24 protein-coding genes are annotated in these 24,577 nt (G+C 52.1%); 7 read left to right on the forward strand and 17 right to left on the reverse strand.

Translation table 11 applies throughout. The features are described 5' to 3' along the window. Positions 1-7: 7 nt before the first annotated feature. A complete protein-coding gene (gene era / locus OEV59_04310; GenBank protein MDH4226962.1) occupies positions 8-913 on the reverse strand; it encodes a GTPase Era in 906 nt (301 codons plus the stop codon). A 101-nt stretch (positions 914-1,014) separates the two neighbouring features. On the opposite strand from era, the gene OEV59_04315 reads away from it, so the two are divergent. The 4 genes from OEV59_04315 (at position 1,015) to OEV59_04330 (ending at position 5,493) form a co-directional block, all read left to right on the forward strand. After that, the gene (locus tag OEV59_04315; GenBank protein ID MDH4226963.1) at positions 1,015-3,555 is read left to right on the forward strand and encodes a DUF2207 domain-containing protein; all 2,541 of its coding nucleotides are present in this window, start codon (positions 1,015-1,017) and stop codon (positions 3,553-3,555) included. Next, positions 3,552-4,085, forward strand: coding sequence for a hypothetical protein (locus OEV59_04320; protein MDH4226964.1), 534 nt, complete (start codon positions 3,552-3,554; stop codon positions 4,083-4,085). The genes OEV59_04315 and OEV59_04320 overlap by 4 nt, the downstream gene beginning before the upstream one ends. A gap of 45 nt (positions 4,086-4,130) precedes the next feature. Beyond that, on the forward strand, positions 4,131-4,709 hold the full coding sequence (locus OEV59_04325; GenBank protein MDH4226965.1) for a LemA family protein: 579 nt from the start codon (positions 4,131-4,133) through the stop codon (positions 4,707-4,709). A 181-nt stretch (positions 4,710-4,890) separates the two neighbouring features. Next, on the forward strand, positions 4,891-5,493 hold the full coding sequence (locus tag OEV59_04330; protein MDH4226966.1) for a hypothetical protein: 603 nt from the start codon (positions 4,891-4,893) through the stop codon (positions 5,491-5,493). A gap of 75 nt (positions 5,494-5,568) precedes the next feature. Here the strand turns inward: OEV59_04330 and OEV59_04335 are convergent, their stop codons facing one another. The 7 genes from OEV59_04335 to tmk form a co-directional block, all read right to left on the reverse strand. After that, entirely contained in the window at positions 5,569-6,645 is a 1,077-nt protein-coding gene (locus OEV59_04335) for a radical SAM protein (GenBank protein ID MDH4226967.1), read from the reverse strand. Between the two features lie 215 nt (positions 6,646-6,860). Beyond that, a complete protein-coding gene (locus OEV59_04340) occupies positions 6,861-7,052 on the reverse strand; it encodes a hypothetical protein (GenBank protein MDH4226968.1) in 192 nt (63 codons plus the stop codon). Continuing rightward, positions 7,049-8,452 carry a YchF/TatD family DNA exonuclease gene (locus tag OEV59_04345; protein MDH4226969.1) on the reverse strand — a complete coding sequence of 468 codons (1,404 nt, stop codon included), beginning with the start codon at positions 8,450-8,452 and terminating at the stop codon, positions 7,049-7,051. The genes OEV59_04340 and OEV59_04345 overlap by 4 nt, the downstream gene beginning before the upstream one ends. A 60-nt stretch (positions 8,453-8,512) precedes the next feature. Then, complete coding sequence (gene metG / locus OEV59_04350; protein MDH4226970.1) at positions 8,513-10,033, reverse strand: methionine--tRNA ligase; 1,521 nt, start codon at positions 10,031-10,033, stop codon at positions 8,513-8,515. Beyond that, complete coding sequence (locus OEV59_04355) at positions 10,034-11,176, reverse strand: stage 0 sporulation family protein (GenBank protein ID MDH4226971.1); 1,143 nt, start codon at positions 11,174-11,176, stop codon at positions 10,034-10,036. 19 nt (positions 11,177-11,195) lie between these two features. After that, the gene (locus OEV59_04360; GenBank protein ID MDH4226972.1) at positions 11,196-12,158 is read right to left on the reverse strand and encodes a hypothetical protein; all 963 of its coding nucleotides are present in this window, start codon (positions 12,156-12,158) and stop codon (positions 11,196-11,198) included. Beyond that, on the reverse strand, positions 12,158-12,805 hold the full coding sequence (tmk, locus tag OEV59_04365) for a dTMP kinase (protein ID MDH4226973.1): 648 nt from the start codon (positions 12,803-12,805) through the stop codon (positions 12,158-12,160). Before tmk ends, OEV59_04360 begins: the two co-directional genes overlap by 1 nt. Before the next feature lie 181 nt (positions 12,806-12,986). On the opposite strand from tmk, the gene OEV59_04370 reads away from it, so the two are divergent. From OEV59_04370 to OEV59_04380, 3 genes are all read left to right on the forward strand, one after another. Further along, a complete protein-coding gene (locus OEV59_04370) occupies positions 12,987-13,727 on the forward strand; it encodes an ABC transporter ATP-binding protein (GenBank protein ID MDH4226974.1) in 741 nt (246 codons plus the stop codon). Positions 13,728-13,731: 4 nt separating this feature from the next. Beyond that, a complete protein-coding gene (locus tag OEV59_04375) occupies positions 13,732-14,523 on the forward strand; it encodes an ABC transporter permease (protein ID MDH4226975.1) in 792 nt (263 codons plus the stop codon). A gap of 343 nt (positions 14,524-14,866) precedes the next feature. Next, positions 14,867-16,630, forward strand: a complete 1,764-nt coding sequence (locus OEV59_04380) for a methyl-accepting chemotaxis protein (GenBank protein MDH4226976.1) — start codon at positions 14,867-14,869, stop codon at positions 16,628-16,630. A gap of 31 nt (positions 16,631-16,661) precedes the next feature. On the opposite strand, the gene OEV59_04385 is transcribed toward OEV59_04380, so the two are convergent. From OEV59_04385 to OEV59_04425, 9 genes are all read right to left on the reverse strand, one after another. Continuing rightward, positions 16,662-17,195 carry an O-acetyl-ADP-ribose deacetylase gene (locus OEV59_04385; protein MDH4226977.1) on the reverse strand — a complete coding sequence of 178 codons (534 nt, stop codon included), beginning with the start codon at positions 17,193-17,195 and terminating at the stop codon, positions 16,662-16,664. A gap of 28 nt (positions 17,196-17,223) precedes the next feature. Beyond that, the gene (locus tag OEV59_04390) at positions 17,224-17,787 is read right to left on the reverse strand and encodes a class I SAM-dependent methyltransferase (protein MDH4226978.1); all 564 of its coding nucleotides are present in this window, start codon (positions 17,785-17,787) and stop codon (positions 17,224-17,226) included. A gap of 27 nt (positions 17,788-17,814) precedes the next feature. Beyond that, positions 17,815-18,279: a DUF4149 domain-containing protein gene (locus tag OEV59_04395; GenBank protein MDH4226979.1), complete on the reverse strand. Its 465-nt coding sequence runs from the start codon at positions 18,277-18,279 to the stop codon at positions 17,815-17,817. Positions 18,280-18,376: 97 nt separating this feature from the next. Continuing rightward, positions 18,377-18,685 (reverse strand): MTH1187 family thiamine-binding protein, encoded by a 309-nt coding sequence (locus OEV59_04400; GenBank protein ID MDH4226980.1) that lies wholly within the window; start codon positions 18,683-18,685, stop codon positions 18,377-18,379. A 19-nt stretch (positions 18,686-18,704) separates the two neighbouring features. Continuing rightward, positions 18,705-19,715 (reverse strand): AmmeMemoRadiSam system radical SAM enzyme, encoded by a 1,011-nt coding sequence (gene amrS, locus OEV59_04405; GenBank protein ID MDH4226981.1) that lies wholly within the window; start codon positions 19,713-19,715, stop codon positions 18,705-18,707. An 18-nt stretch (positions 19,716-19,733) separates the two neighbouring features. Then, a complete protein-coding gene (locus OEV59_04410) occupies positions 19,734-20,240 on the reverse strand; it encodes a BCAM0308 family protein (GenBank protein ID MDH4226982.1) in 507 nt (168 codons plus the stop codon). Between the two features lie 314 nt (positions 20,241-20,554). Beyond that, a complete protein-coding gene (locus OEV59_04415) occupies positions 20,555-20,683 on the reverse strand; it encodes a desulfoferrodoxin FeS4 iron-binding domain-containing protein (protein ID MDH4226983.1) in 129 nt (42 codons plus the stop codon). Between the two features lie 37 nt (positions 20,684-20,720). Beyond that, positions 20,721-21,338 (reverse strand): NAD(P)H:quinone oxidoreductase, encoded by a 618-nt coding sequence (wrbA, locus tag OEV59_04420; protein MDH4226984.1) that lies wholly within the window; start codon positions 21,336-21,338, stop codon positions 20,721-20,723. A 95-nt stretch (positions 21,339-21,433) separates the two neighbouring features. After that, a complete protein-coding gene (locus tag OEV59_04425; GenBank protein MDH4226985.1) occupies positions 21,434-24,565 on the reverse strand; it encodes a PAS domain S-box protein in 3,132 nt (1,043 codons plus the stop codon). Between the last annotated feature and the right edge of the window lie 12 nt (positions 24,566-24,577).

Consider the following 24,577-nt stretch of genomic DNA (forward strand, 5'->3'; position numbering starts at 1 on the left):
ATTGGTTTCATTCGTACCCGAACTCCCTCATCGACCTTGAATTGGCTGTCCAGCCCTTGCTGACCTTTACAAAGAGCTCAAGAAATACCTTTACGCCAAGGAGCCGCTCGATATCCTCTCTTGCAGCTACTCCAATTTTCTTTATCATCTCGCCTTTTTTTCCTATTATGATGGCCTTTTGAGATTCGCGCTCCACGTTTATCGCGCCGCGTATGGCGATAAGGTTCTTACCTGGTCTTTCCGTGAACTCCTCCGTGACTACGGCAACGGAGTAGGGCACCTCTTCATGCGCCATGTTGAATATTTTCTCCCTCACGATTTCAGCGACAATAAAACGCTCGGGCTGGTCCGTTGCCATATCCTTTGGGAAATACTCCGGGCCTTCGGGCAAAACTCCTATGGTCGCCTCGACAAACCTTCCAAGGCCGTCGCCCTTTAGAGCGGACACGGGAATGATTTCCTTAAAAGCGAATTTTTTGGAATAGGAATCCATTAACGGCAAAAGTTTGTTTTTTGCCACAAGATCTACCTTATTAAGAATCAACATGACCGGGCACTTAAGCGGCTTAAGGTTCTCGAATGCAAGCGCGTCGTCGCCGCTTTCCTTTCTCGATACGTCGATTAAAAGCGCAACGCAATCGACGTCGTGAAGCGCGCCCACGGCCTCCCTGACCATGAAGGCGTTCAAAGCGCCCTCGCCCCTGTGTATGCCCGGGGTGTCGAGGAATATGAGCTGCGCGCCATCGCCATCTTCGACGTTCTTTACGCCGCGAATCACGTTACGCGTGGTCTGGGGCTTACGCGATACTATCGAGACCTTCTCGCCAAGCACCGCGTTAAGGAGCGTTGATTTGCCGACGTTTGGCGCGCCTATTATGGCTATGAAACCTGATCTAAACGGCATAGACCTTATAGGATAGCACCAACGCGGGAAAGAGTAAAGCTTTGTGCTCCTGCACCGGCAATATACAAACAACGCGCAATATGTTATTTTATACCATACCCTTTTTGAATATGAAGAACTTCTCTACCGCCATATTGCTGCTGGTCCTGGCGCTTTTGCCGTACGCATACTCCTACGGCGCCAACGACAGGCCTCCACGCGTGGACGTGCCTAAAGAAGAGCAAAAACTCTGGGCCGCGAAGTCTATCGGCGAAGAAGAGGCCGGAGAGTGGAAGTACTACGGCTTTACCCCTGAGGAAGCAAGGACGTGGAAAGATGCCGACATACCGTACGCAGGATGGGCAGACCAGTGGAAGTCCGAGCAGTTTAGCCCTAAAGAAGCAAAGGAATGGAAGGTAATAAACGTCTACACCGCGCGCGACTTTAAAGAGGCAAAATTTACGCCAACGGAATCTCTTGTCTGGATAAACCTCGGCATACGCTCCGGAAAGAGGGCGGCGGAGTTCCGCTTTCACGGCTTTACGCCAGAGGAGGCAGCTTTGTGGTGGAACGAAAAATTCTTTCCCCTAGACGCAAAAGAGTGGAGGGATGCCGGGCTAACTCCAAAACAGGCGCTTACCTGGAAATACAAAAAGGCCGGGGAGTACAGCGCGATAGTGTACTCGGCAGCAGAGTCAAAAGACTGGAAAGAGGCCGGGTTTTCGGTAGAAGAGATGCGCGGCTTCAAGGACTCTCGCTTTACTCTGAAGGAGGCCTCGGAATGGAAGGCCGCGGGCTTCGATGCAATCGCTTCGGCCATGTGGAAGGACTCCGGAAAAACCGTTACAGAGGCTGCAACTCTCTCTGCCTCGGGCATAAGGCCTTCGAAAATAGCCCTGGAAAAAATGCGCACGGAACCGGGGCCGCGGATAACTTCGCTAAAAAGCGACGTAACGCTTCGGCCGGACTCTATGCTGTCGGTGCGCCAGAGCTTCATTGTAACGGTCTTGCCGGAAGAAACATATTCCCTCGAGATAAACTTCCCGCGCTCAAGCGAGATAAGGGATATTTACGGGAATTATTCCCACAGACAAAGCATATACGGCGCAGTGCTCCTTCACATGGACGGCAAGTCAATTGAACCTTCTCTCGAGAAGACAGGCGGCTTAAACAAACTAAAGCTGCCGGCTGTAAAGGGCGAACACACATACACTCTCTTCTATACCGTCGATAACCGCATAACAAGGCGTAAAGACCATGACGAACTCTACATGGACGCGAACAGCCACCTGCCCTTTCCAATAGAAGACGCGCGCATTTCAATAGCGCTTCCAAAGAACGTAAGCATCGTTTCCGTAGACGGACATCTGGGCGAAAGAAAATTCGCGGAAGTAAACATAACCGACGCAGCACATGCCAACCTGGATTCGACGTACCCGATAGAAAAGGGCAAAGTTTTTGGCGCTGCAATAAGCATAACAAAGGGCATGGCGCCGCAGGGCGTGGCAAAGACCATTGCGTACGCCAACAGAGGATGCCTCGGTTGCATATCCGCGTCGTTTGTTTCGCTTGGTATTTTCACCTTCACATTTCTATACCTGTTCATCGCCTGGCGAAAGGCCGGCATAGACCCTCCAATGCCGACGATAGTTGCCGCATATGAAGCCCCGGAAGGGATATCCGGCGCAATGGCCGGATACATAAGGAACCGCGGCCGCTACGACAAGCGCCTTACCACGGCGTCGATAGTGCACCTCTGCGTAAAAGGGTTTCTCTCGATACAAAACACGGCATCAGGGTTCCTTGTGGAAAGAAAAAAGGACGCTGCAGCGCCGGATACGCTGCCCGAGGAAGAAAGCGCCCTGCTCGAAAACCTGCTTCCTGGCCCAGGGGCATTAAGGCTCGGCTCAAGTGAAGCGAGAGCGCGCCTCAAACGTGCAGCGCGGGAAGTGAACTCGATTCTGAAATCGAAATATCTGGAACACGCCAAGTCAAACTCTGGCTACCTTTACCCTGCCGCTTTTGCAGCGGCAGTCTCGCCCGTTGCCGCGGTCTTTGTCTCGAGCATGACCTTCGATGCGCAGCAGATCTTTCTATACTTTCTTGCAGCCGTTTTAAGCGCAGCGGCAACGTGGTGCTTTTTTCGCTCCTTCGGGGCCGTTAAAAAATCTTCGGCCCCGTCCTTATTAAAACGGATATTACCGGCATCCGCCCACTTTGGCGCCGGCGCGGCGCTAACAGTAGCGGCGATATTCGCGACAAAGACCGCGGTGGACAGGGCAGACCTCTTCGACGACGACGCGGTAAGGATATTTATCGCGGCGCAGATGCTCGTAACATTCCTCTTTGCGGCGGCACTGCTCATGTTCAGAAAGCTCCTCAGGGCGCAGACCGTCTACGGCCAGAAGATGTCGGCCCTTGTAGAGGGGTTCGCCCGCTTCATAGAATCTACTACAGATGAAGAATTCAGAAAGAGCGCCGGGCCAAGGCCCAAGCCGCGCCAGTACGAACGGCAGCTTCCTTACGCAATAGCCTTCGGGCTCGAGCAGGAATGGAGCAAGCGGTTTAACGAAGCCGTTTCGGAAAATTCCGTTTCATGGTATCTTGGAAAAGAGGATTTCTCGGCCCGGGCGTTTACCTCATCCATTGAGGACCGCGAAAGAAATAAATGAAAACACACCACCAAATAAGCAAGGCAAAAGCCTGGCAGATACTTATCGCTCTCTCTGTAACGCTCTTTATCGCACCGACTGTAGCTGCTGACGTGCTCACCTACTACACCGTTCGCCACTGGGAGGGGTACGGCTTTAGCCGCGCCTCCACGCTCGAGTGGAGGGAGCAGGGATTTGGCCTAAACGAGGCAAAGATATGGAGGGCAGCGGCATTCGATCCGCACAGGGCGTACTACTGGAAAAAAGACGGCTTTACAGGGTATGACGCGAAGCCGTGGAAAGATGCAGGACTGGACTCGAGAGAGGCGAAACACTGGCGCAACTCTGCCTTCGAGCCCAAGGACGCAACCGAGTGGAAGAGCGCGGGGTTCGACATAACAGAAGCAAGGAACTGGAAGAGCGCCGGGTTTACTCCGGCCGAGGCAACAAGATGGAGAACTGCGTTTAGCGCCTTCCGGGCAAAGGAATTAAGGGACTCAGGCATTTCGCTTGATGCCGCCAAGCGGCGGCAAAACGAAGGAGGAAGATAAGCTGCCATAGCTTTTTAACTTGGCTATGCCGTTATCCCAAACAATATGTACGGTCCTACTGTTACGACGATACTCACAGGCATCTTCCTCGTGGCCGCGCTGGTCATATATGTAATTATTCTCTACAACCGGCTCGTTGACCGTAAAAACAACGTCAACTCGGCGTGGGCGGATATAGACGTGCATTTGAAGAAAAGATACGACCTTATCCCAAGCATCCTCGAAACAGCAAGCGGGTACGCAGCACACGAGCAAAAGACCCTCGAGAAAGTAGCAGCTGCGCGCGGCAGCGCAATGCGCTCGTTGGCGCCGTCTGAAAAGGCCGCAAAAGAGAACATCCTCACCGAAACGCTTAAAAGCTTTTTTTCGGTCGTGGAGAACTACCCAACACTAAAGGCAAACGAGGCGTTCCTTAACCTTCAAAAGGAGCTGGGCTCCATAGAGAACTCGATAGAGAGCGCGCGGCGCTACTATAACGCTCTGGTGCGCGACCATAACATACTTGTCGAGATATTCCCGGCAAACATCGTTGCCGGCGCATTCGGCTTTACAAAGACCGAGTACTTTAGCCTGAAAGAACCTGAAAAAGAACGCACCCCGCCTGCGTTGCGGCCCAACCGGTAACCGTTTGGCAACACTTCGGAAGGAAACACCGCACCATCCGCAAAATAAAAGTCTTTTGATTGACAGTTACACCCGGGAAGACGTATTATTACCGATTATGAGAGCGCCTTTCGTCATCAAAGTCAAAAAAATATTCCTTGGCGGTTTTTTCCTCGCCCTTTTTACCACGACATTCCTGTTTATGACATACAATGCCGCCCCGGGCGCGCCTAAAATCCCGCTCGACCCTGAAGAACAATACCAGCACGACCTCGACATCGCGAGGCTAAACGACATCCAAACGCTTGGCTGGTATCTCGAAGAATACAGAAAAAAGACCATGAAATACCCGTTCCAGGGCAAACACCATAAACCTGTCTTTGTCTTCATAATAACCAAAGAACAAAGCATTTACACGAGAACCGAGATTGAACGCAACCAGGAGGTTATTGAATTAAAGGACTTTATTGCGGAACTCGAGCGCGTTCTCGGACGCGAAATCAAACTTCCCTTCGACCCGCAGGCAACTCCCGGCCATAGACCCAATTACTACACATACATGATAAGCGGCAGCACGTACTTTCTGGCCGTCAATCTGCATAACCCCTTCCCCTTTGCCAGGCGCATCGGGCCAAACCACAGCAAAGTAGAGCTCACCAACCGGCCAAACCCGGCAGGGGGACTCTGGAAATACTCGGAGCTGATACGGAACAAGGATTTTGTAAAAGCCCTGGAAGAAAAACCAATTGAGCCGGAATACGTAGAAAAACTCAGGGAACGGATATATCGGGAAGGTGCGTTCTAAAAAAACAGCCGTTTCGTTTTGAACACGAAACAGCTGCCCTGCGCCCCTGACCAGGCATCAGTCAGGCTCTGCGTCCTACCCCATCCTCGTGTGCTGTCTTACCCAGCCGTACAGGTTCGACGCGTCATAATAATGCCCAAGCGCATAGAAGCATATGGATGTGCATTCTGGCACGCATTTCTTTTTCATGGCATCGAGCGTCTTTTTATCAAACTTCGGGGCCCCAATGCTTCCCCAGTCGTTCTCGTTGGTGAGAAGTATGTAGCAGGGCGTAAGCGTGCCGTCTGGCCTGATGACAAGGCCGTTTTGTCCGGCACGGCAGTCCCATGGCGGTATGCTTCCGCGCATCCGCTTTTTCAGCACATTGAAGTGCTCTGGCGGGTTGACCATTGCCCAGCCGCTCTTTTGCCTCTCCTTTAGCCAGTCTATCAGCTCATCTATCTCGGCGTGCATGTCCGGGGTTATCCAGAGATCGTTTTCCAGGTTCTTATAATGCTCGGTGTTGGCCATTTCCTGGGGAAGCTCGTTTAAATGGTAATCGGTGCCTATATTATGCACTCTCGCTATTTCGGTAAGAAGCCTCACATCCTTTATGTTGGTCTTGCAGATATTGATATTGAAGAACAGGATATAGTTATATTTCTTTTGCCTCTCGAGAAGGTAGCGAAACTGCGGCTCTATGGACATAAGCGCTTTTGGCATGCCCTTTGTGGCCTTTACGCAGTCGACTGCGAGGTTGATGGATGCAATCCCTGCTGCCCCAAGCTCGTCTATGAAGGGCTTATCCATAAGATACCCGTTGGTTGCAAGGTTCATCAGCATGCCTTTACTGTTGCCGTACTCGACTATCTTTAATATCAAATCCTTTCTTACGAGCGGCTCTCCGCCCGTTATGCCTATGACGCCGCACCCGAGCGACTTTAGCCAATCGAGCGAGGCCTTGGCCGTTTCCCAGGTCATGCCCGGCTGGTCTTCCTTATAAAGGAAGCAATAATGACAGCTGAAGTTGCACTTCCAATCGGTTACGAGAAATCCTATCAAGGGCCTCAATTCGCCCTTTTTGCTTAAACGCGAGTTTACGTACGGAACAACCCAGTTCTTTACCGCCCTGACGCCGTTGTATCCCTTGTAATACAATTTCCTGGCTCTCATCAAAGCACCTCCGTTAACTTACGGTTTTTCGTTCATTGAACAAAAAAGAACGCAAATTACCGATAGTTTACCATGAAAAACAGGATATTGCCATCTGTTTAAATGAGCTGGGATTTGTCGCACAAGACATGTCAAGTGAAATACACGCAAAGACAGGCCTGTTCGTTAGAAACGCAGCATTACCGATACAATAAAGTTTTAACTGGGTTATAGTCTTACGCCTGGCAGGGGGTGCCTTTGGGAACGCGGCGCTTTATCTTCTTGCAGAATACGGCATTAAAGGTCATGCAGCTTTTCGCGGCACTTGTAGCGACCTCGGCCTTTGCATGCGCGCAGTCGAAGCTGCAAAAAAGCGGCTCGGGCTGTTTCGCCGATACGCGCTGGCTTTTCTTCGGCGCCTTTTTCATCCGACCTCGTTATACGGCCTTACGCGAAATACCACCCCTATGTCGTCCTCCGCTATCTTCCTGCAGGCCTCGATATCGAGCCCTGGGACCGCGACTACCGTTGCAACGACCTTTGCGATAAACCGCTTTGCCTCTTTCAGGAAAAATAGTATTGCAGGATGCGCCTTTTCGCCAAACGGAGTTTGACATAGTTTTTCATAAGTCGCCGCATCCGGGGCATTCAGGCTTACCGATATGACATCCACGAACATCAGCTCCGAAAGGATGTTTTTCTTGTTATAAAGGTTCGCGAGACCGTCCGTGTTTATGCGGATTTTAGCGCCCTTACGTTTAAGTGTCGTGCCGAGTTCCTTAACAAGGTCGAAGCGTATGAGCGGCTCGCCGTACCCGCAAAACACCACCTCATCGTATTCCTTCACCTCTTTGCCAAGAGCATTGATGGCGTCGAGTATCTCGAACATCGAAGGCTCTTTCTCAAGCTCAAGGTAATGGCCCTTTACAACGTAATCGCCATCGTTCTTTGCGCAGAAGGTGCATTTATTGGAGCAGCGGTTCGTTATGTTCAGATAAAGAGAGTTCCGTATGACATAGGCGATCTCTGCCTTTTTCGCTTCCTTTGGCGCAAGGCCGAAGAAGCTCTCGATATTACGCGCCGTTATCCTCGCCACATCGCCGACACTTAGCCGCTTAATCTCGGCTATCTTCTTTGCCGTTTCCACAACGTGCGCAGGCTCGCACCTTTTGCCGCGATACGGCACAGGCGCAAGGTACGGACAATCGGTCTCAATAAACATCTTTTCTATAGGCACTGCCTTTACAACTGCTCTAAGTTCCTCTGCCTTCGGGAATGTCACCACACCGGTAAAGGACAGGTAATAACCCGCGTCAACTGCCTCCCGTGCCATCTTTTCGGTGCCCGAGAAACAATGTATGACAACGTTCTTCGCGCCTTCGTTTTTAAGGATTGCCATGGTCTCGTCGTCAGCCTCGCGCGAATGCACGATTAGCGGCAGATTAAGCTCTTTGGCAAGGCGGATCTGGCGCGTAAAAACTTCACGCTGCTTGTCCTTTGGAGAATGAGTATAGTGAAAATCCAGGCCTGTTTCGCCGATTGCGACAATCTTTTTTTCCTTGGCAAGGCTTTTAAGACGCTCAAACGGCGTTTCATCCACAGCATCCTTTGCGTCATGCGGATGCACTCCTGCGGCAGCCTTTATGAAATCGCCGTCCGCGATTTTCATAAGCTTGTCTAAATTGTCCTTGGCCTTCCAGCAGCCGACACTTATGACGTGCTTTAGCCCGGCTGCCTTTGCCCTGGCTATAACATCGGGAAGGTCGGCGTCGAACTTGTCTTCGTCGAGATGCGCGTGCGAGTCTATGAACTGGTTTTTATTTTCCATTGTCCTCTAAAAACAAAAGAACCCGGACAGGGTTCCGAAAAAGTTTTATCGCCAGGCCTGCTACTCCATCTTCGGGAATAACGGCGCGCCCTTTACGACCTTCGAGCCGCCAACCACGCGGCCTCCCCATTTCACTTCGCTATCAAAGGAAACCGTATCTATCTTTTCGGCAATGCCGAGCGAATCCCATATTTTTTGCGCTGAAGAAGGCATGAACGGATACACATACACCGCGATTATGCGAAGCCCCTCGGTAAGCGTGTATAAGACCTCCGAGAGCTCGTCATCCTTACCCTCTTTTGCAAGCGTCCACGGCGCGCTCCTGTCAACATGCTCGTTCAACGCGCCGACAAGAATATTGATTACATGATAACCGACGACGTTATAGAACTCGAGGTTATCCATGTGGTCGACATAGCGCGGGGCCTGCGAAGCGAACTCTTTTACTATTGCCTCGCTTCCCTTGCCCTCTGGCACAACGCCGCCCCTGTACTTCTCTATCATCGATACGGTTCTGGAAAGAAGATTACCAAGCCCGTTTGCAAGCTCGCTATTGATGCGCATCTTAAGGGCTGCCTCGGAAAAATCCCCGTCATTGCCAAAGGGCACCTCTCTAAGGAGAAAATACCTGAACTGGTCCGTGCCGTAAGTTTCCGCTATCTTAAACGGGTCAACGACGTTACCTAGCGACTTGCTCATCTTTTTCCCTTCAACGGTCCACCAGCCGTGCGCAAAGACGGTTCTTGGCATTTCAACCCCCGCGCTCTTTAAAAACGCAGGCCAGTACACGGAATGAAAACGCAAGATGTCCTTACCGATAATATGCACGTCAGCAGGCCATGTCTTTGTATAAACATTACCCGGATATCCCGTGGCAGTAAGATAGTTGGTAAGTGCATCGAACCAGACATACATCACGTGCTCGGGATTATCTGGCACTGCTATGCCCCACTTGAATGTCGTTCTTGAGACCGATAAGTCCCGGAGGCCTTCCTTTAAGAAGCTGACTATTTCGTTTTTCTTGGCCTCTGGCTCTATGAACGACGGGTTTTCGGATATATAAGTAAGCAGCCATTCTCTGTAAGAGGACAATTTGAAGAAGTAGCTCGCTTCCTTAAGCTTCTCTACCGCTCGGCCACAGTCCGGGCACTTGCCGTCCTTAAGCTGCGTCTCCGTTATAAAGGTTTCGCACGGCGTGCAGTACCAGTCTTCGTACTCTCCAAGATATATATCGCCGTTTCCAACCGCCTTATCCCACATGACCTTTACAGCCGCACGGTGCCTGTCTTCCGTGGTGCGGATAAAATCGTCGTTCGAGATATTAAGGATCTTCCAGAGTTCCTTATATCTGCTGACGACCTTATCGGCAAGCTCCTTTGGAGATATGCCCTGCTCGGATGCCGCCTTCTCGACCTTCTGTCCGTGCTCGTCCGTGCCAGTCAGGAAAAACACATTCTCCTGCCCAAGCTTCAAACGCTTATACCTCGCCAGCGTGTCAGCCGCGACAGTGGTATACGCGTGTCCGATGTGCGGGATGTCGTTTACGTAATAGATGGGGGTGGTGATGTAAAACTTCTTCATCTACTGTCCTGGTTCCTTGTCCTTTATATCCTTCGAAGAGGCTTCCGGACCGCGCTGCTCCGAAGCGCCTTTTTCAGCCTGCCCCTGTCCACCCTGAGCGCCCTGAGCGCCAACCCTCTCGCCGCGCTTTCTGTTCCTGCCCCTGCGCCTCCGGTTTCTTCCCCTGCCACGCCTGTCATCGCGCTGCTGTTCGCCGGCAGCAGACGTGCCGACAACTGGCGCGCCTGCCGCAGCCGCGCCTTCGGCCTGCACAGGAGCCGTCTCGCCGCCCAAAGCAGCGCCCGGTGCTTTAACATCCTTACGTTCGCCGCGATCCATGCGCCTTGGCTCGCGCCCTGCTCGTTCTCCCTGGCGTTTGAACCTTTCCCTGCCATGCTCATGGCGCTTTTCTCCGGGCCGCTTCTCAAAAGCGGGCTTCGCTGCCGCCTCACCCGGCTGCCCTGGGGCTGCCGCAGTATCACCGCAGCCTGTGCACGAATGTTCTTTCTTCTTGTCCTTTTTATGGCACGGCCCGTCGTGCTCGTAACTCAAGCAGCACATCAGACGGCCGCATATGCCGGAAATCTTTTGTGGATTAAGCGCCAGGTTCTGGTCCTTCGCCATCCTAACGGTCACGGGAGCGAAGTTCGTAAGAAATGACGCGCAGCAAAGCTCTCTGCCGCAGGGGCCAAACCCTCCGGCGAACTTGGCCTCGTCCCTGACTCCAATCTGCTTCATTTCTATTCTGGTATAGAACTTTGCGGCGAGGTCTCGCACAAGGTCTCTAAAGTCAACGCGGTTCTCTGCAGTAAAAAAGAATATCGCCTTGCTCGAATCGAAAAGATACTCGACCCCAACAAGCTTCATCGGCAGCTTGTACTTGACTATCAGATCCTTGCAGGCGGCGTGGGCCTCCTTTTCGCGGCCTTCGTTAAAGGAGTTTCTCTCCATGTCCACGGTATCGGCCTTCCTGACTATTTTCTTTAGCGCGTGAACAACGCTTGCCTCGTCCTTCGCAATCGGCGCCGATACCACACGCGCGAACCCGATGCCCTTTTCCACCTCTACTATGACGTTATCCCCGGCGCTAAGCTCTATAGCACCGGCGTCGAACGAATATATCTTCCCGGCCTTCTTGAACCTTACGCCGGCTACCATTACCATATCAATTTCTCCCTTTCTTCTATCCTGCCCGGCCGGCCATGCGCGCGAGCAATGCCTCCATGGCAAGCTGCGCGTTATCGTAATACGGCACCGATATCCTGCCAAGAGAATGCTCTACTTCGAAAAACGCCTTTGCGTACGCGTCCTGCGTATTAACAGAAGAAGCCGTAAGCCCTTCTGCCGCGAGTTCCGGGCACCCGGCAGCCGTGACAGCGAGGTCTCTGAGTCTCGACTTGAGGAATTCGAGCATCTCCGTAAGCGACTCGTCCTTGGCCAAATTCTCCGCAAACCCTATCAACGCTAAGACCGAGCCCCTGGCAGAGGCGAATTTTTCGAAGAACTCGCGCCGCCTCTCTATCATGCCATCTTCTATCATTCTTATCGAACGTGAAACGCTTCCGTTACCCAGCCTCGCGGCAGCTAAAGCGTCTTCAGAAGACACGCCGCACGTCTTCTCTACAATCGGCGCCATCTCCGAGGCCTTAAGCGCGGAGAACGCCACCCTCTGGCACCTTGAGAGTATCGTAGGCAGCATCGAGTATAACTTCGACGATACGAGTATTATGACCGCGTTCCCAGGCGGCTCCTCGAGTGTTTTAAGGAACACGTTGGCAGCGGACTTCTGCATGGTCTCTGCCGCGTCCACTATCGCAACAACGCGCCCGGTCTCGGCCTTATACCGAAGAGCGCGCTGAAGGTCCCGTATCTCGTCGGCCTTAAGCGTCTTATCTTCGGGCGCAATATTTATGATATTCATGTTCGCCCCTGCAAACGACGCGCGGCACGGCTCGCAGCCCCCGCATGCCTCGTTACTATCCTCGTAACGCTCGCAGTTTAGCGCAGCTGCGAAGGCGAGCGCGGCCTTTCTCTTGCCAACGCCCTCTGGCCCGAAGAACACGTACGCGTGCGCCACCCTGTCAGCGCTTACCGAACGCCTTAGCATATCAAGCGCGTTCTTTTGCCCGTATATCTTTGAAAACATCATATTACTTTTGCCATCCTCAAGGCATCCTGTGCTGCCATGCGTATATCGGCATGCACCGCCTCGACACTGCGGTTGCCGTCAAAAACCTTTATCCTTCTCTCGAGCCTTGCCAGCCAGTGATACCCGTTTCTCACCCTCTCATGGAACATCCGCGCCTCTCTCTCGAAACGGTCGGCGCCCGGGGCCGCGGCCTCATTTCTACTGTTAGCCCTGGCAAGCCCGACATCTATCGGACAATCTATGAGGATTGTAAGATCGGGCTTTAGCCCGTCGGTAGCAAGAGCGTTCACCGTCTCGACCTTATCATAGGGGATATGGCGGCCAAAGCACTGGTACGCGAAGGTGGAGTCCGTGTATCTGTCGCAAAGCACTATCTTTCCGGCCTGCAGGGCAGGGACGATAAGCTTGGTAACTATCTCCACCCGCGCGGCCTCGTAGAGAAAAAGCTCAGTTAGCGTTTCCATGCCAGCGCCTTCGGATACGGAGAGAAGTATGTCGCGCACCTTCTCACCAACCTTTGTCGAGCCCGGCTCTCTTACGGCTATGACGTCCAATCCCTCGCCCGCAAGATAATCCCTAAGCTTGGCAATCTGAGTTGACTTGCCGCTTCCTTCCGTTCCCTCAAAAGTGATAAAAAAGCCCAAAAGGCCCCCTGAACAGGCAAAGTTATTACGGCCCTTTTCCGGCATACCGGCCAAAAGGGCGCGCCTTTGATACCATAATTGATAATATCTAAATCCCATGTTTTTCGCAAGGATAAAACCCTTTTTTGCCAAAAATCAATGGCCTGAAGCGGTTTTTTGGTTTATACTTGACCGATACGTTATGAACACCGCTAACCACGAACCCATAGTCTCGGTAAAGGGCCTGAAAAAGGAATTTAACGGCACAACGGCCGTTGACGGCATTTCCTTTGAGATAAAAAAGGGCGAAATACTCGCGCTCCTTGGCCCAAACGGCGCTGGCAAGACAACGACTCTCCATATGCTCCTTGGCCTTATCACGCCCACTGCCGGAGAGATACGCATCTTTGGCAAGGACATGAACAAGGAAAGGAGCGCGATATTATCGCGCATCAACTTTTCGTCATCGTATGTATCGCTTCCGTACTCGCTTACGGTGATTGAGAACCTAACTGTATTCGCAAGGCTCTACGGCGTAAAGAACCACAGAGAAAAAATACAAAGACTTCTCGAAACATTCGAGATTTCCGGCATCATGCACGACTCTACACGTAAGCTCTCTTCGGGGCAGCTAACACGGGTAAGCCTCGTAAAGGCGCTTATAAACGACCCGGAAATACTTTTTCTCGACGAGCCAACGGCGAGCCTCGACCCTGACATAGCCGACAGAACAAGGAAGCTGCTTAAGAAAATCAAGGACGAACAGGGGCTTTCGATACTATATACCTCGCACAACATGAGCGAGGTTGAAGAGCTCTGCGACCGCGTTGTGTTCCTTGATAAAGGCAGCATCATAGCCACTGGCGCGCCAGAAGAGATAAAGAAGAACTTCAACGAAACATCACTAGAGAACGTATTTCTAAAAATTGCAAGGCAGGGATAAGACTGTGAGCCCTCTAAGGATATTCGCGTACGTAACGCGCCACCTCTACCTATACAAAAGAAGCCTGCCGAGGCTGATGGAGGTGTTTTACTGGCCAATCCTGGATTTAATGGTCTGGGGGTTCATCACAGTGTACCTCGGCTCATATAAGGCCACACTTCCGGCCTTCATAACGTTCTTTATCGGCGCGCTCATACTCTGGGACATACTGTTTCGCTCGCAGCAGAGCATCTCTGTTTCGTTTTTAGAAGACATGTGGTCGAGAAACCTCCTTAATATCTTCGTCAGCCCGCTTACGCCGCTTGAGTACGTGGCCTCGCTCCTGATTATCAGCATGATAAAGCTCCTTCTTGCCTCGAGCGTGATGGTGGTTATCGCCTACCTTCTCTACTCCTTTAACGTCTTCACTCTCGGATTCCATCTCGTGCCGCTCGTTATAAACCTTCTTATAATGGGCTGGGCAATGGGCGTGATAACGACAGGCGTCATCCTGCGCTTTGGCCAGGAGGCCGAGGTGCTTGCCTGGGGTGTGGCCTTCCTTTTCCAGCCGCTTAGCGCAGTGTTCTACCCGGTAGAGGTGCTGCCGCCAATACTTCAGAAAATCGCCTACTACATACCATCTGCCCATGTGTTCGAGGGCATGAGGCACGTTATAAACGAAAAAACCCTTCCAACCGACCATCTTATAATGGCAATTGTTTTAAATATCGTTTACGTCGCAGGTTCGGCTCTTTTCTTTTACTGGAACTTCCAGTCAGTAAAGAAAAAAGGACTTCTTGTGAAGGTCGGGGAATAATGTTACCAAACCGCGCAATTTGTTCGGCCTACTGCCATGTCAAAACTAAGACAAATCTTTTTTATTGCTCCCTATCCGCTTAATAAATATAGCATTTGGCAATTGACATCCTGCCAAGTCATGATACAATAGTAGATACTTAGGAAATTCCTGCTCGTATGCTCTATTGTCCATTGTTACCCAAAAGGACAATATATTTCTGACTCCTCGACTTGACGTAACCACTCACCCGGATTCTTTTCTCTTTGGATTGTTCTACCACAAGTACGCAACAGCGCAATAGCGGATAGAGTTGTCTTGATTTTGGCGTAAAGCCGAGCCCATAAAGACCGGAGAGCAAAAAATGTTTGGCCATTTAAGTCTCGGAAAAAAACTTACCCTCGGCTTCCTTGTCATAGCCGTTCTGCTGTTAATCGTCGGCGGCTTTGGTTACAGGAGCCTCGACAGGGTTGCCGACGACAATGCAGCAACACAGCGCACATTCGCCCACGCAGACGCTGCCATGGAAATCAAGCATAACCTCGCGCTCGAGAGGCTCTTCTTTATGGAACTTCTTGCCTCAGAAGATCTGACTGATTTCGAAAGCGTATGGGGAGAGCACGAAGAAGCATCCTCTGCCTTCGTGGCCTATTCAAACGCGCTGCTTAACGGAGCAGAGGTCGAAGGCGAGCGCATCGAGGCCATAAAGAACGAAAAACTAAGGGCCCTGGTATCTAAATCCCTTTCAACATACGCAAATGAAATACTGCCAAGGTTCAAGGAACTCAAACCTGTCATAACCGAACTGCACGAAACCAGGGGAAAAATCGCCTCCCTTGGCGCAAAAGAGGTAGCGGCCGAAAGGGCCCTGGAGGCAAAGCTTGCTACCCTCGTTAAAGAGGCCAATCGAATAGACTCGGAGCTTGACGATAACGGCCGGCACATGGACACAATACTTGCGGAACTCGAACGTGCTCGCAAGGGAGATATTCAAAGCATCTTCGCCTCGGCAGAGACGCATGCCTCATCCTCCAAGACAATCACAATTACATCCATTATAATAGGCTTCGGCGCAGCAATTTTACTTGGCATAATCATGGCAAGACGCATATCAAGGCCCATATACGCCGTGATAAACGAGCTTTCCGGCGGCGCAGACCAGGTGCATGACGCCGCTGCCCAGCTATCTTCGTCAAGCCAGCAGCTCTCTCAAAACGCAAGTGAGCAGGCAAGCACCCTCGAGGAAACGAGCGCATCCATCCAGCAGGTGTTCTCCATGGTCAAACAGAATGCCGAGAACTCCGACCAGGCAAACAAGATGGCATCCGGCGCGAAGATGACGGCAGAGCGCGGCGCAAAAACAGTATTCGAGATGATAGACGGCATGAACCAGATAAACAAGGGAAGCTCCGAGGTTTCGAAAATCATAAAGGTCATAAACGAAATCGCCTTCCAGACAAACCTCCTTGCGCTAAACGCCGCAGTAGAGGCGGCAAGGGCAGGCGAGCACGGCAAGGGCTTTGCCGTTGTAGCCGAAGAGGTAAGGAACCTCGCAAAAAGATCGGCCGAGGCTGCAAAGGAAACCACCTCTCTTATCGAGCAGTCAGTGCTTCTTGCGAGCCAGGGCTCTGCAAAGGCCTCGGAAGCAGGTGGCGTGCTCTCGGGCATAGTGGACACCAATAAAAAGATGGAAGACCTTGTAAGCGAAATCAGTGCGGCAAGCAGAGAGCAAAGCGACGGGCTCGAGCAGGTGACCAAGGCAATCACCCAAATTGACGACGTAACGCAGCAGATATCGGCAGCGAGCGAGGAAAGCGCGGCAAGCGCCGAGGAACTAGCCTCTCAGGCCGACTCGATGAAGGTACTCGTTGAAAAGCTCGGCTCCATCATCGACGGCAGTAGCCGGGCAGGCTCGGCTGTTGCCGGGAATACACGCATCGGCAAAACGGCAGCTCCCGGCAGTAATGCCGTACCAACAAGAAAGATTACGACAGGCAAAAAAACTACGCAGCAAAAGGGCAACGGCCACGCAAAGCCGGCAAAGGCCGTGGTAGCAGCGCCAAGAGAACGCTTTGCAAAGGTTATTCCGCTAAACGATAAAGAAGAGGACGAGTTCAAGGAATTCTAATCCGTGGCAACACGGCAACAACGGTTGGTTCCTACCTGATAAGGGCCTTTAACGCCTCGGCATAAACGTTATAATCCTTTTCCGAAAAAAGCACCATCCTAACAAGCCGCACTTCTTCGTGTTCCTTCAAAAATCCTATTATCGTCTTTAGCGCTATTCTCGAGGCCTGCTCTACCGGATATCCGTAGGCCCCTGTGCTTATCGACGGAAACGCAATGGACACGATTCCCCTCTCCGCCGCTATCTGAAGGCTCGTTCTGTACGCGCCCTTCAAGTGCTCCCGGTCAACGCCCTTGCCGTCCCTGAAAACAGGGCCAACGGCGTGTATAACGAACCTTGCCTTAAGGTTGCCGCCGCCGGTCATAACGGCGCTCCCCGTGGGGCAGCCGCCGATCCTTCTGCACTCGGCCATTATCTCCGGCCCGCCTGCCATGTGTATGGCGCCGTCGACTCCGCCGCCTCCGGCAAGGGCGCTATTCGCGGCATTCACTATGGCCTCGGTCGTTTCTTTCGTTATATCGCCTGTTACGAGCTGTACCTTCTTTCCTGCTATGCGCGCTTCCATATGAGCTCCCCCGGGTATCTTTTCCCCTTCAAGAAACAGCGCTTACGACATAGTGCGAAGCATTGATGCTCTTTAACGTAACGCTTATGAACCCTGCGGCCATTACCTCGTCGAGCGCAACTGCAGCGTCTATCCTTTCCTCAAAAGGCGGCCCGCGCTCCTCTACCTTTTTTTGCCAGTCCATGAGGACGAATATGCCGCCCTTTTTTAGCATGCGCCTCATTTCCGCAAGAACCGCTACCCTGTCATGAAGCTCGTGGAACACGAAGGCCATGAGCGCGAAATCAACGGAGGCGTCGTTTAACTGAACCGAGCTCTCCTCGTTCCTTACAGCCTTGAGATTGTACGCATGCACGCGCCGCTTAAGCTCCGTCAGCATCTCTTCCTGCGTATCGAGGGCATACACCCTGCCCACACTTCCGACTATATCGACTGCGGGCTTTGTGAAAAAACCAGGGCCGCAGCCCAAATCCGCCATGACCATGCCGGAGCGAAGCCCCGAGTCTATGAGGAACTCGCGCGGCGTAAACGGCGCAATACGGTCTTCCCTTAAAAGCCGCTCTATGCCTGCGGGGTCGAATTTATGCGGCACTTTCCGTTTTCCACCTGTATTTTTTTATTAAAACCCGCCGCCGCGAATGATAACGGCGAGTATTACTATTATGATAGCAAGGATGAGGTTACCTCTGCCAAAGAGCATTGCGTAGAAGGAATACTTTCTGTTGGTCCTTGCTCCGGGCCCTAGCCAGAAGTCGTGTAAAAGGCTCGATAGCACAATCAGTATTACGAACACTATCTTGGTCATCACGGCCTTCCCAAGCGCGGACGCATGGAAGGAAGCGTCAAGGAGCATGGACGGCGTAACGCCGATATAATACAGAACCACCGGCCCTGTTATAAGGAGCATTATTATCGCGACCCAACCCCAGAACCTGAACTTCGCTCCTACGACCTGGTATATCTCGCTCTTCTTTGCCGGCTCAAGCGTCCTTAGAAAAGGCGCTATGACGAGCGTTAGAAAAAGCATGCCGCCGACCCAGAAAAGAGCGGCAACGATATGAAGGAAAAGAAAAAGTTTAAACAAGTTTCATGCCCTCCATTGTATTGGATTAAATGAGCTACTGCTCACAAGCAAACAATATACTTTGCGCGGCAAAAAAATTCAACCCCTACGTGGCGGCCTACTTCTTTAGCTCCCTGCCAAGCCTTCGCTCGAGTGTCTTTACCTTCTCGACAATCCTGTCCATGGGCTTACCTGGCCTGTCGTCTATCTTTATCCCGGTAATGATGCGCGGAGCCTTCGAAGCAACGTGGTCATGGCACTTGCGTATAAGCGCCATCACATCCTCCCAGTTACCTTCAACGACCGTGCCCATGGGATTTACGCGGTAAGGAAGTCCGCTCTCGTCTATTATCTTCATTATCTCGGAAACAGCATCCCCGAGGCTCTCGCCAGTGCCTACGGGCATTACCGTGAACTCTACAAGCATAAGAACCTCCTCTTTATACTCAATTCCAGACGCCTTCTATCAAGGCGCCGCACTTATGGCACTTGCCGTCCTTCAAATTATTGGCGAGCACGCTATAGCCGCGTCTCTCGATAATAAGCGCCTTGCATGACGGGCAAAATGTTGATTCGCCTTTTTCTCCGGGGATGTTGCCGGTATAAACGTATTTTAGCCCTTCTTCGTACCCTATCTCGAGGGCGCGACGAAGCGTCTCGACCGGTGTTGGCGGGACGTCCATCATCCGGTACGAGGGATAGAACGCGCTCACGTGCCAGGGCATGGACTCATCGACCGAGACAATCCACTTGGCAATGCTTCTTAGCTCGTCTTCGGAGTCATTCTTACCCGGAATAACAAGTGTCGTAAGCTCGACCCATATGCCAAGAGAACGCATGGTTACAACACTATCGAGCACGGGCTTTAGCCTTGCGCCGCATATCTTTTTATAAAAATCCTCGGTAAAGGCCTTTATATCAACGTTCGCCGCGTCGAGCCAGTCCTTTGCGTCCTCGAGACAGGCCTTCGACATGAAGCCGTTTGTGACGAATATGTTCTTAAATCCCTTTTTCTTCGCAATAAGTGCTGCATCGCGCGCGAACTCGTAAAATATCGTAGGCTCGGTGTATGTGTAAGATATGCTCGCCGCGTTCTCCGAGGCGGCCGTTGCAACAACTTCCTCGGGCCCGGTGTCGGCCCCGAGTATTATCTTTTTCTCCTTTGGCATCTGCGAGATATCGGAATTCTGACAGTGCATGCACCTGAAATTGCACCCGGCTGTTGCTATGGAATAAGAACGCGTTCCAGGAAGAAAATGAAAGAGCGGCTTTTTCTCTATGGGATCGGTATGCTCGGCAATGAGCTTACCATAGTTAAGGGCATAGAGCTTTCCGCCGACATTGCCTCTAACCCCGCATATGCCGCGCTTATTGTCGGCGATCTTGCAGTTATGCGAGCAGAGCAGGCACTCGACCCTGCCTCCTTCGAGTGAGCGGTAAAGGCTTGCCTCCCTCATCTGCCCCATCCCGAAAGATTACCTTTCCCTTGTCCAGTACACGCGCGCTATCTTTGTATCCGAGCTCCACTTGTACTCGATTTCACCGCTAAAGGCCTTCGTAACCATCTGCCCGATGCGCTGCGCAAGCTTTTCGGTAGTAGTGGTTATCGTTATTGAGCCCTTTTTGACCCTGGTCTCGATTATGCGCTCAAGAGGATTGGTATACATGGCCCTGGCTTCCTTGTTCTTCACGAGCCCTAGGAGCTCATTACGGTGGCCGTCGACAAAACCGCCGCTAAGTGTTACGTATCCGGCCGCGAAGTTATCGCGTATCTTCCTGCAAGCAGGGCACACAACCTTCTTGTACCGTGCCTTCTTCTCCATATCCTTAAGGCTCGCAAGACGCCACCTCTTTCCGGTATAGAGCGCCGAGCACACCGTGCACATGGCGTCCACATCGCCAAGCTTCGCGATATACGGATCCTTTGCCGTGTCTATGGCCTTTTTCCTGGTACTCTTTGAAAAATTCCTGCTAACACTCATAACCCCTCCCTCGGTATTATTACCCCCTAAGTGTCTTCGTAAGCCAATCCCCTGCCACAGGGCAAACGGTTTTAGCCCTGTCTGCTTTCAATATCCTTACATAACAGCTTATGTCCCGGACACGGCACGAAAAAAAGCAGGGCTTCCCTCGAAGTGAATATACCGAAAACTCGGCCGGGCCCTATTACCGGCCCGGTGAACAAGCGCTTATTTCTCCGTACCACACGCCTTTGGAAAGACCCTTTCAAAAACAGCACGGCAAACTTTCCAACGGAAAGCGCCGTTACCGCGCACGGCCATTGACTACAAAACGATTAGTTACCTGCCTGTAGGTGCATGTCCTCGCCGCAGCACACGAGCGTGCCGCCGCCTGCGTACGTTACCTCGACCTCGTTGCCGCATTTCTTGCAAACATATTTTTCGCCTTTTTTCTTGACCGCCATGATGTTTGGCTCCTTTGGATGATTTTTCTGAACCTGACTACTTCTTTACGGAAAGTTTTGCTGCTATTTCAGCTATGTATCTGCCCTGAAACCTTGCGCCGTCGAGTTCGTTCTTCGACGGCTTTCTCGAACCGTCGCCCCCTGCTATAGTGGATGCCCCGTAAGGCGAACACCCTGTAATCTCATCGGTGCGCATCTGGCCCTGAAAGGCGTAAGGAAGACCTGCTATTACCATGCCATGGTGAAGAAGGTTCGTGTGGAATGTGAGGATTGTAGATTCCTGGCCTCCGTGCTGGGTTGCCGAGCTTGTGAACACGCCGCCGACCTTTCCGACCAGCGCGCCCTTTTGCCAGAGCTGGCCCGTTGCATCGAGGAACTGGCGCATCTGAGCGCACATGTTGCCAAAGCGCGTGGGAGTGCCGAATATAACGGCGTCCGCGGCCCCGAGCTCTTCTACGGTACAGATTGGAATATCGGCAAGGGCCTTCTGCGCCTCAACCGCGCCCATCATTTCGAGCACTCCCTGCGGAAGTGTCTCGGGGACGCGCCTTAAAACCGCCTCCGCGCCCTTTACCTCCCTAACGCCTTCCAAAACCGCCTTTGCCATCTCGTATACATGGCCGTACATCGAATAAAAAACAATAAGCACCTTCATTTGCGCCTCCTTTTGCAAAACAGGTTCATGCCCATCAATCAAAAGTATAGCCCGCAAACGAAATAATGCAACGCTGCCGGATAAATAAGCACAAGCTACTCGGGCACGACCCTTACGGCCTTGAGGTAAACCTGTATCCTGCCAAGCGCATCGATAACGGCCTTGCCGTTCGCGGCATCGGCTTCTTTTTTAAGCTGCGCCGTGAACTCTTTTAAGGTAAGAAAACCCTCGCGCCCCAGGATAAAGCCGTGCCACATTTCCAGAAGCCCGGCAGCCCCGGCAACGCTATCGTCCTTTGGCAAAGCCAAAAGCCCGTTGACCTTCTCCAGCATGGATGCAAGGAACCGCTTTGCCTCTTCAATATCGCTTTTTTTAACCTTCAAAACGAACTCAGCGGCCCCCACGGCATCGCTTTCTTCAAGACATGCCTGCATCGCCGTAAGAAGCTCCTGCTTCTTGACAGGCTTTGTCACATGCCGCGTTGCGCCCGCATCGAGGCTCATCTGCTCGTGCTCCTTCAAAGCATGCGCCGAGAGAGTAATGATTGGAACCGGACGAAGCCCCTTTTCCTTCTCATGCTCGCGTATCCTTGACGTTGCCTCGTAACCACTTATGCCAGGCATCTGTATATCCATTATGACGATATCGTAGTTGCCCTCCTTGAACTCAAGAACCCCGGAAAGCCCGTCCCCAACGGCACGTACTTCGTAAGGGCCTTCGTTAAGGAAAAACTTTACCATCTCGCGTATATGCCCGGAATCCTCGACAAGAAGAACCTTGTATGTTCTGTTTGCCGCAGCCTTCCTGACCGGCGCCTGCCTGACTTCCGTTACAACTTCCCTCTGCGCGCCCTTTTGCAGATCAAAGGGGACGATAAAATTAAACACCGTGCCCTTGCCTTCCTCGCTCTCGAACCATATGCGCCCGCCCATCAACTCGACAAGCCGCCTGGATATGGCGAGCCCGAGCCCCGTGCCCTGACGCATGCCGCCGCGCATCTGGTCGGAGCTCACAAACGGCGAAAATATGAACGCCTTCTTATCCTCGGGTATGCCGATGCCGGTATCTTCGACCTTAAAGAGCAGCGATGTTTCCTTGTCGCTGTGAATCACGCTAGTATCTAGCGACACGCTAAGCCCAACCCTGCCGCCGCCCTCCGTGCATCTTATGGCATTGGCTATGAGGTTCATAAGCACCTCTCTTAGCCTTAGTCCGGCGCCCACGAGCGCCCTTGGCACTTCCTTGTCTATCGAATATGTAAATGCCACTCCCTTTTCAGCGGTCTTTAAGGTCATCATCTCTACGATTGTATCGACAAGCTCGCTAAGATTGAACGGCGAGACATACATCTCCACGTGCCCGCTCTCGACGCGCGAGAAATCCAGTATTTCGTTCACGATATTTATAAGCGTATCGCCTGCGGTCTTTAACATAGTGACCTTTCGCTGCTGCTCTGCATCGAGCTTAGATTCTCCAAGAAGCTCGGCAATACCTGTGATAACGGTTAAAGGAGTCCTTATCTCGTGGCTCATGGCCGCAAGGAACGCGCTCTTTGCCTTGTTGGCGCTATCGGCTATTACCTTTGCCTTTTTAAGTTCTTCCTCCGCCTTTTTAATGCCTGTTATGTCCTCATAGGTGCCGAGAACTCCGATAATCTCCCCTGACGGACCGCGAAGCGGCGTCTTACTAGTCCTTATCCATAGTTTCTCGCCCTTTGGCCCTGTCTGCGGCTCCTCGTAGTTGAGCTTGGGCTCGCCAAGCGCCATGATGCGCCTGTCGTCGGCACGGTAGAGCTCTGCCTCGTTTTTCCAGCCCATCTGAAAATCGTCCTTGCCTGTAAGCGCATCGGGCTCGTTCATGCCCGAGTCGCGCGCAAAGGCCGCGTTACAGCCAATGTACTTGAGATTCTTATCCTTCCAGAAAACGCGCGCCGGAATTGCGTCGAGCACGGTCTTTAGCATGTTTCTCACGGCAACGGCCTCTTCCTCTGCCCGTTTAATCCCCGTGATGTCTATAAGGAAGCCACGCAGGCCCGTTACCTCGTTATTCTTTCTTACGATATTGGCTATGTCGCGTATCCAGATGACCTTTCTGTCTTTCCTCACAACGCGGTACTCGAACTGATGGTCTATTCCCTTGGACGTCTGCAGCTGGCAGAACTCAACGGCCTTTTTTCTGTCGTCCGGATGAATCATCGCTGCCCAGGACTCGAAGTTCTTCCATTCGCTTGGGCTGTAACCGGTTATCGCGCTGGCCTGCGGACTTACGTACGTGAAGTTAAGTGTTTTAAGGTCCACCTCCCAGACGATGCAGTTGGTTGTTTCGACAAGACTTCTAAAGAGCTCTTCTCTATCGGCATATTCCTTTTCGTCCCTGACGTGCTGCGTTATGTCTGTCATGCAGCCGATAAGGCCTGCGGCCTTGCCGTCCTCGCCGTAAAAAACGCCTTTATTGAAGATAACGTCGCGCTTCATGCCGTCGGCGTGCTTTACATTGAACTCGTAACGCTGTATGCCGCCATTTTCAAAGAGCTCGTCATCCATGGCCTTGTACTTATCGCCAAGCTCCTTTGGCGCGACGTCGTAGACTGTCTTGCCTATGAGCGTTTCCCTCTTTATACCTACAAAATCGAAGAAAGCCTTATTGCCGCCGATATACACGCCGTTTGTGTCCTTGTAGAATATCGGGGCCGGAATGGTGTTGATGAGGCATTTAAGGAAGTCCTCACCCTGCTTGAGCTTCTTTTCATTTGCGCGGTACTCGGTCATGTCCACCATTGCGCCGACGATTCCCGCGACCTTGCCGTCCATGCCGTAGTACACGGACTTACTGAACATTACGCTTCTTAGCGTCCCGTCCTTTGCAAGCACCTTTGCTTCATAGGTCTGGGGCTTTAACTTCTTTAGTATCTCTGCGTCCGATTCCTCGTGCGCCTTGGCGAACTCCGTTGGCGCAAGGTCTCCCACCTTCTTGCCGATAAACTTTTCTTTTGACATGCCAAGGACTTCCTCCATGGCCTTGTTGCAGCCAAGGTACACGCCCTCGGTGTTCTTGTAATATATGGGAATTGGAATGGTGTCCAAAAGAGCTGGGAAGAAAAAGCTCTTTTTCGAGAACGATGCCTTTACAGGTTTCTTCTTAAGACGCCTCTTTACAGCAAGACGCACGACATTGGATATGGCTTTTTTATCTTCCGACTTCTTTTTTGTATTGCTCTCGTCGCTCATAGATGCCGCCCC

It is taken from the genome of Deltaproteobacteria bacterium (assembly GCA_029858205.1).
GTDB lineage: Bacteria > Desulfobacterota > GWC2-55-46 > GWC2-55-46 > DRQE01 > JAOUFM01.

What these genes read in the sequence shown, in the direction of transcription:
- OEV59_04385 (MDH4226977.1), bottom strand. Translation starts at nt 17,195, where the DNA reads ATGGAAGCGCGCATAGCAGGAAAGAAGGTACAGCTCGTAACAGGCGAT.
- OEV59_04320 (MDH4226964.1), top strand. Translation starts at nt 3,552, where the DNA reads ATGAAAACACACCACCAAATAAGCAAGGCAAAAGCCTGGCAGATACTT.
- OEV59_04340 (MDH4226968.1), bottom strand. Translation starts at nt 7,052, where the DNA reads ATGAAAAAGGCGCCGAAGAAAAGCCAGCGCGTATCGGCGAAACAGCCC.
- OEV59_04410 (MDH4226982.1), bottom strand. Translation starts at nt 20,240, where the DNA reads ATGAGTGTTAGCAGGAATTTTTCAAAGAGTACCAGGAAAAAGGCCATA.
- OEV59_04325 (MDH4226965.1), top strand. Translation starts at nt 4,131, where the DNA reads ATGTACGGTCCTACTGTTACGACGATACTCACAGGCATCTTCCTCGTG.
- OEV59_04370 (MDH4226974.1), top strand. Translation starts at nt 12,987, where the DNA reads ATGAACACCGCTAACCACGAACCCATAGTCTCGGTAAAGGGCCTGAAA.
- OEV59_04355 (MDH4226971.1), bottom strand. Translation starts at nt 11,176, where the DNA reads ATGGTAATGGTAGCCGGCGTAAGGTTCAAGAAGGCCGGGAAGATATAT.
- OEV59_04400 (MDH4226980.1), bottom strand. Translation starts at nt 18,685, where the DNA reads ATGCTTGTAGAGTTCACGGTAATGCCCGTAGGCACTGGCGAGAGCCTC.
- amrS (MDH4226981.1), bottom strand. Translation starts at nt 19,715, where the DNA reads ATGAGGGAGGCAAGCCTTTACCGCTCACTCGAAGGAGGCAGGGTCGAG.
- OEV59_04335 (MDH4226967.1), bottom strand. Translation starts at nt 6,645, where the DNA reads ATGAGAGCCAGGAAATTGTATTACAAGGGATACAACGGCGTCAGGGCG.
- OEV59_04345 (MDH4226969.1), bottom strand. Translation starts at nt 8,452, where the DNA reads ATGGAAAATAAAAACCAGTTCATAGACTCGCACGCGCATCTCGACGAA.
- OEV59_04425 (MDH4226985.1), bottom strand. Translation starts at nt 24,565, where the DNA reads ATGAGCGACGAGAGCAATACAAAAAAGAAGTCGGAAGATAAAAAAGCC.
- OEV59_04380 (MDH4226976.1), top strand. Translation starts at nt 14,867, where the DNA reads ATGTTTGGCCATTTAAGTCTCGGAAAAAAACTTACCCTCGGCTTCCTT.
- OEV59_04360 (MDH4226972.1), bottom strand. Translation starts at nt 12,158, where the DNA reads ATGTTTTCAAAGATATACGGGCAAAAGAACGCGCTTGATATGCTAAGG.
- wrbA (MDH4226984.1), bottom strand. Translation starts at nt 21,338, where the DNA reads ATGAAGGTGCTTATTGTTTTTTATTCGATGTACGGCCATGTATACGAG.
- OEV59_04315 (MDH4226963.1), top strand. Translation starts at nt 1,015, where the DNA reads ATGAAGAACTTCTCTACCGCCATATTGCTGCTGGTCCTGGCGCTTTTG.
- OEV59_04415 (MDH4226983.1), bottom strand. Translation starts at nt 20,683, where the DNA reads ATGGCGGTCAAGAAAAAAGGCGAAAAATATGTTTGCAAGAAATGCGGC.
- OEV59_04330 (MDH4226966.1), top strand. Translation starts at nt 4,891, where the DNA reads ATGACATACAATGCCGCCCCGGGCGCGCCTAAAATCCCGCTCGACCCT.
- metG (MDH4226970.1), bottom strand. Translation starts at nt 10,033, where the DNA reads ATGAAGAAGTTTTACATCACCACCCCCATCTATTACGTAAACGACATC.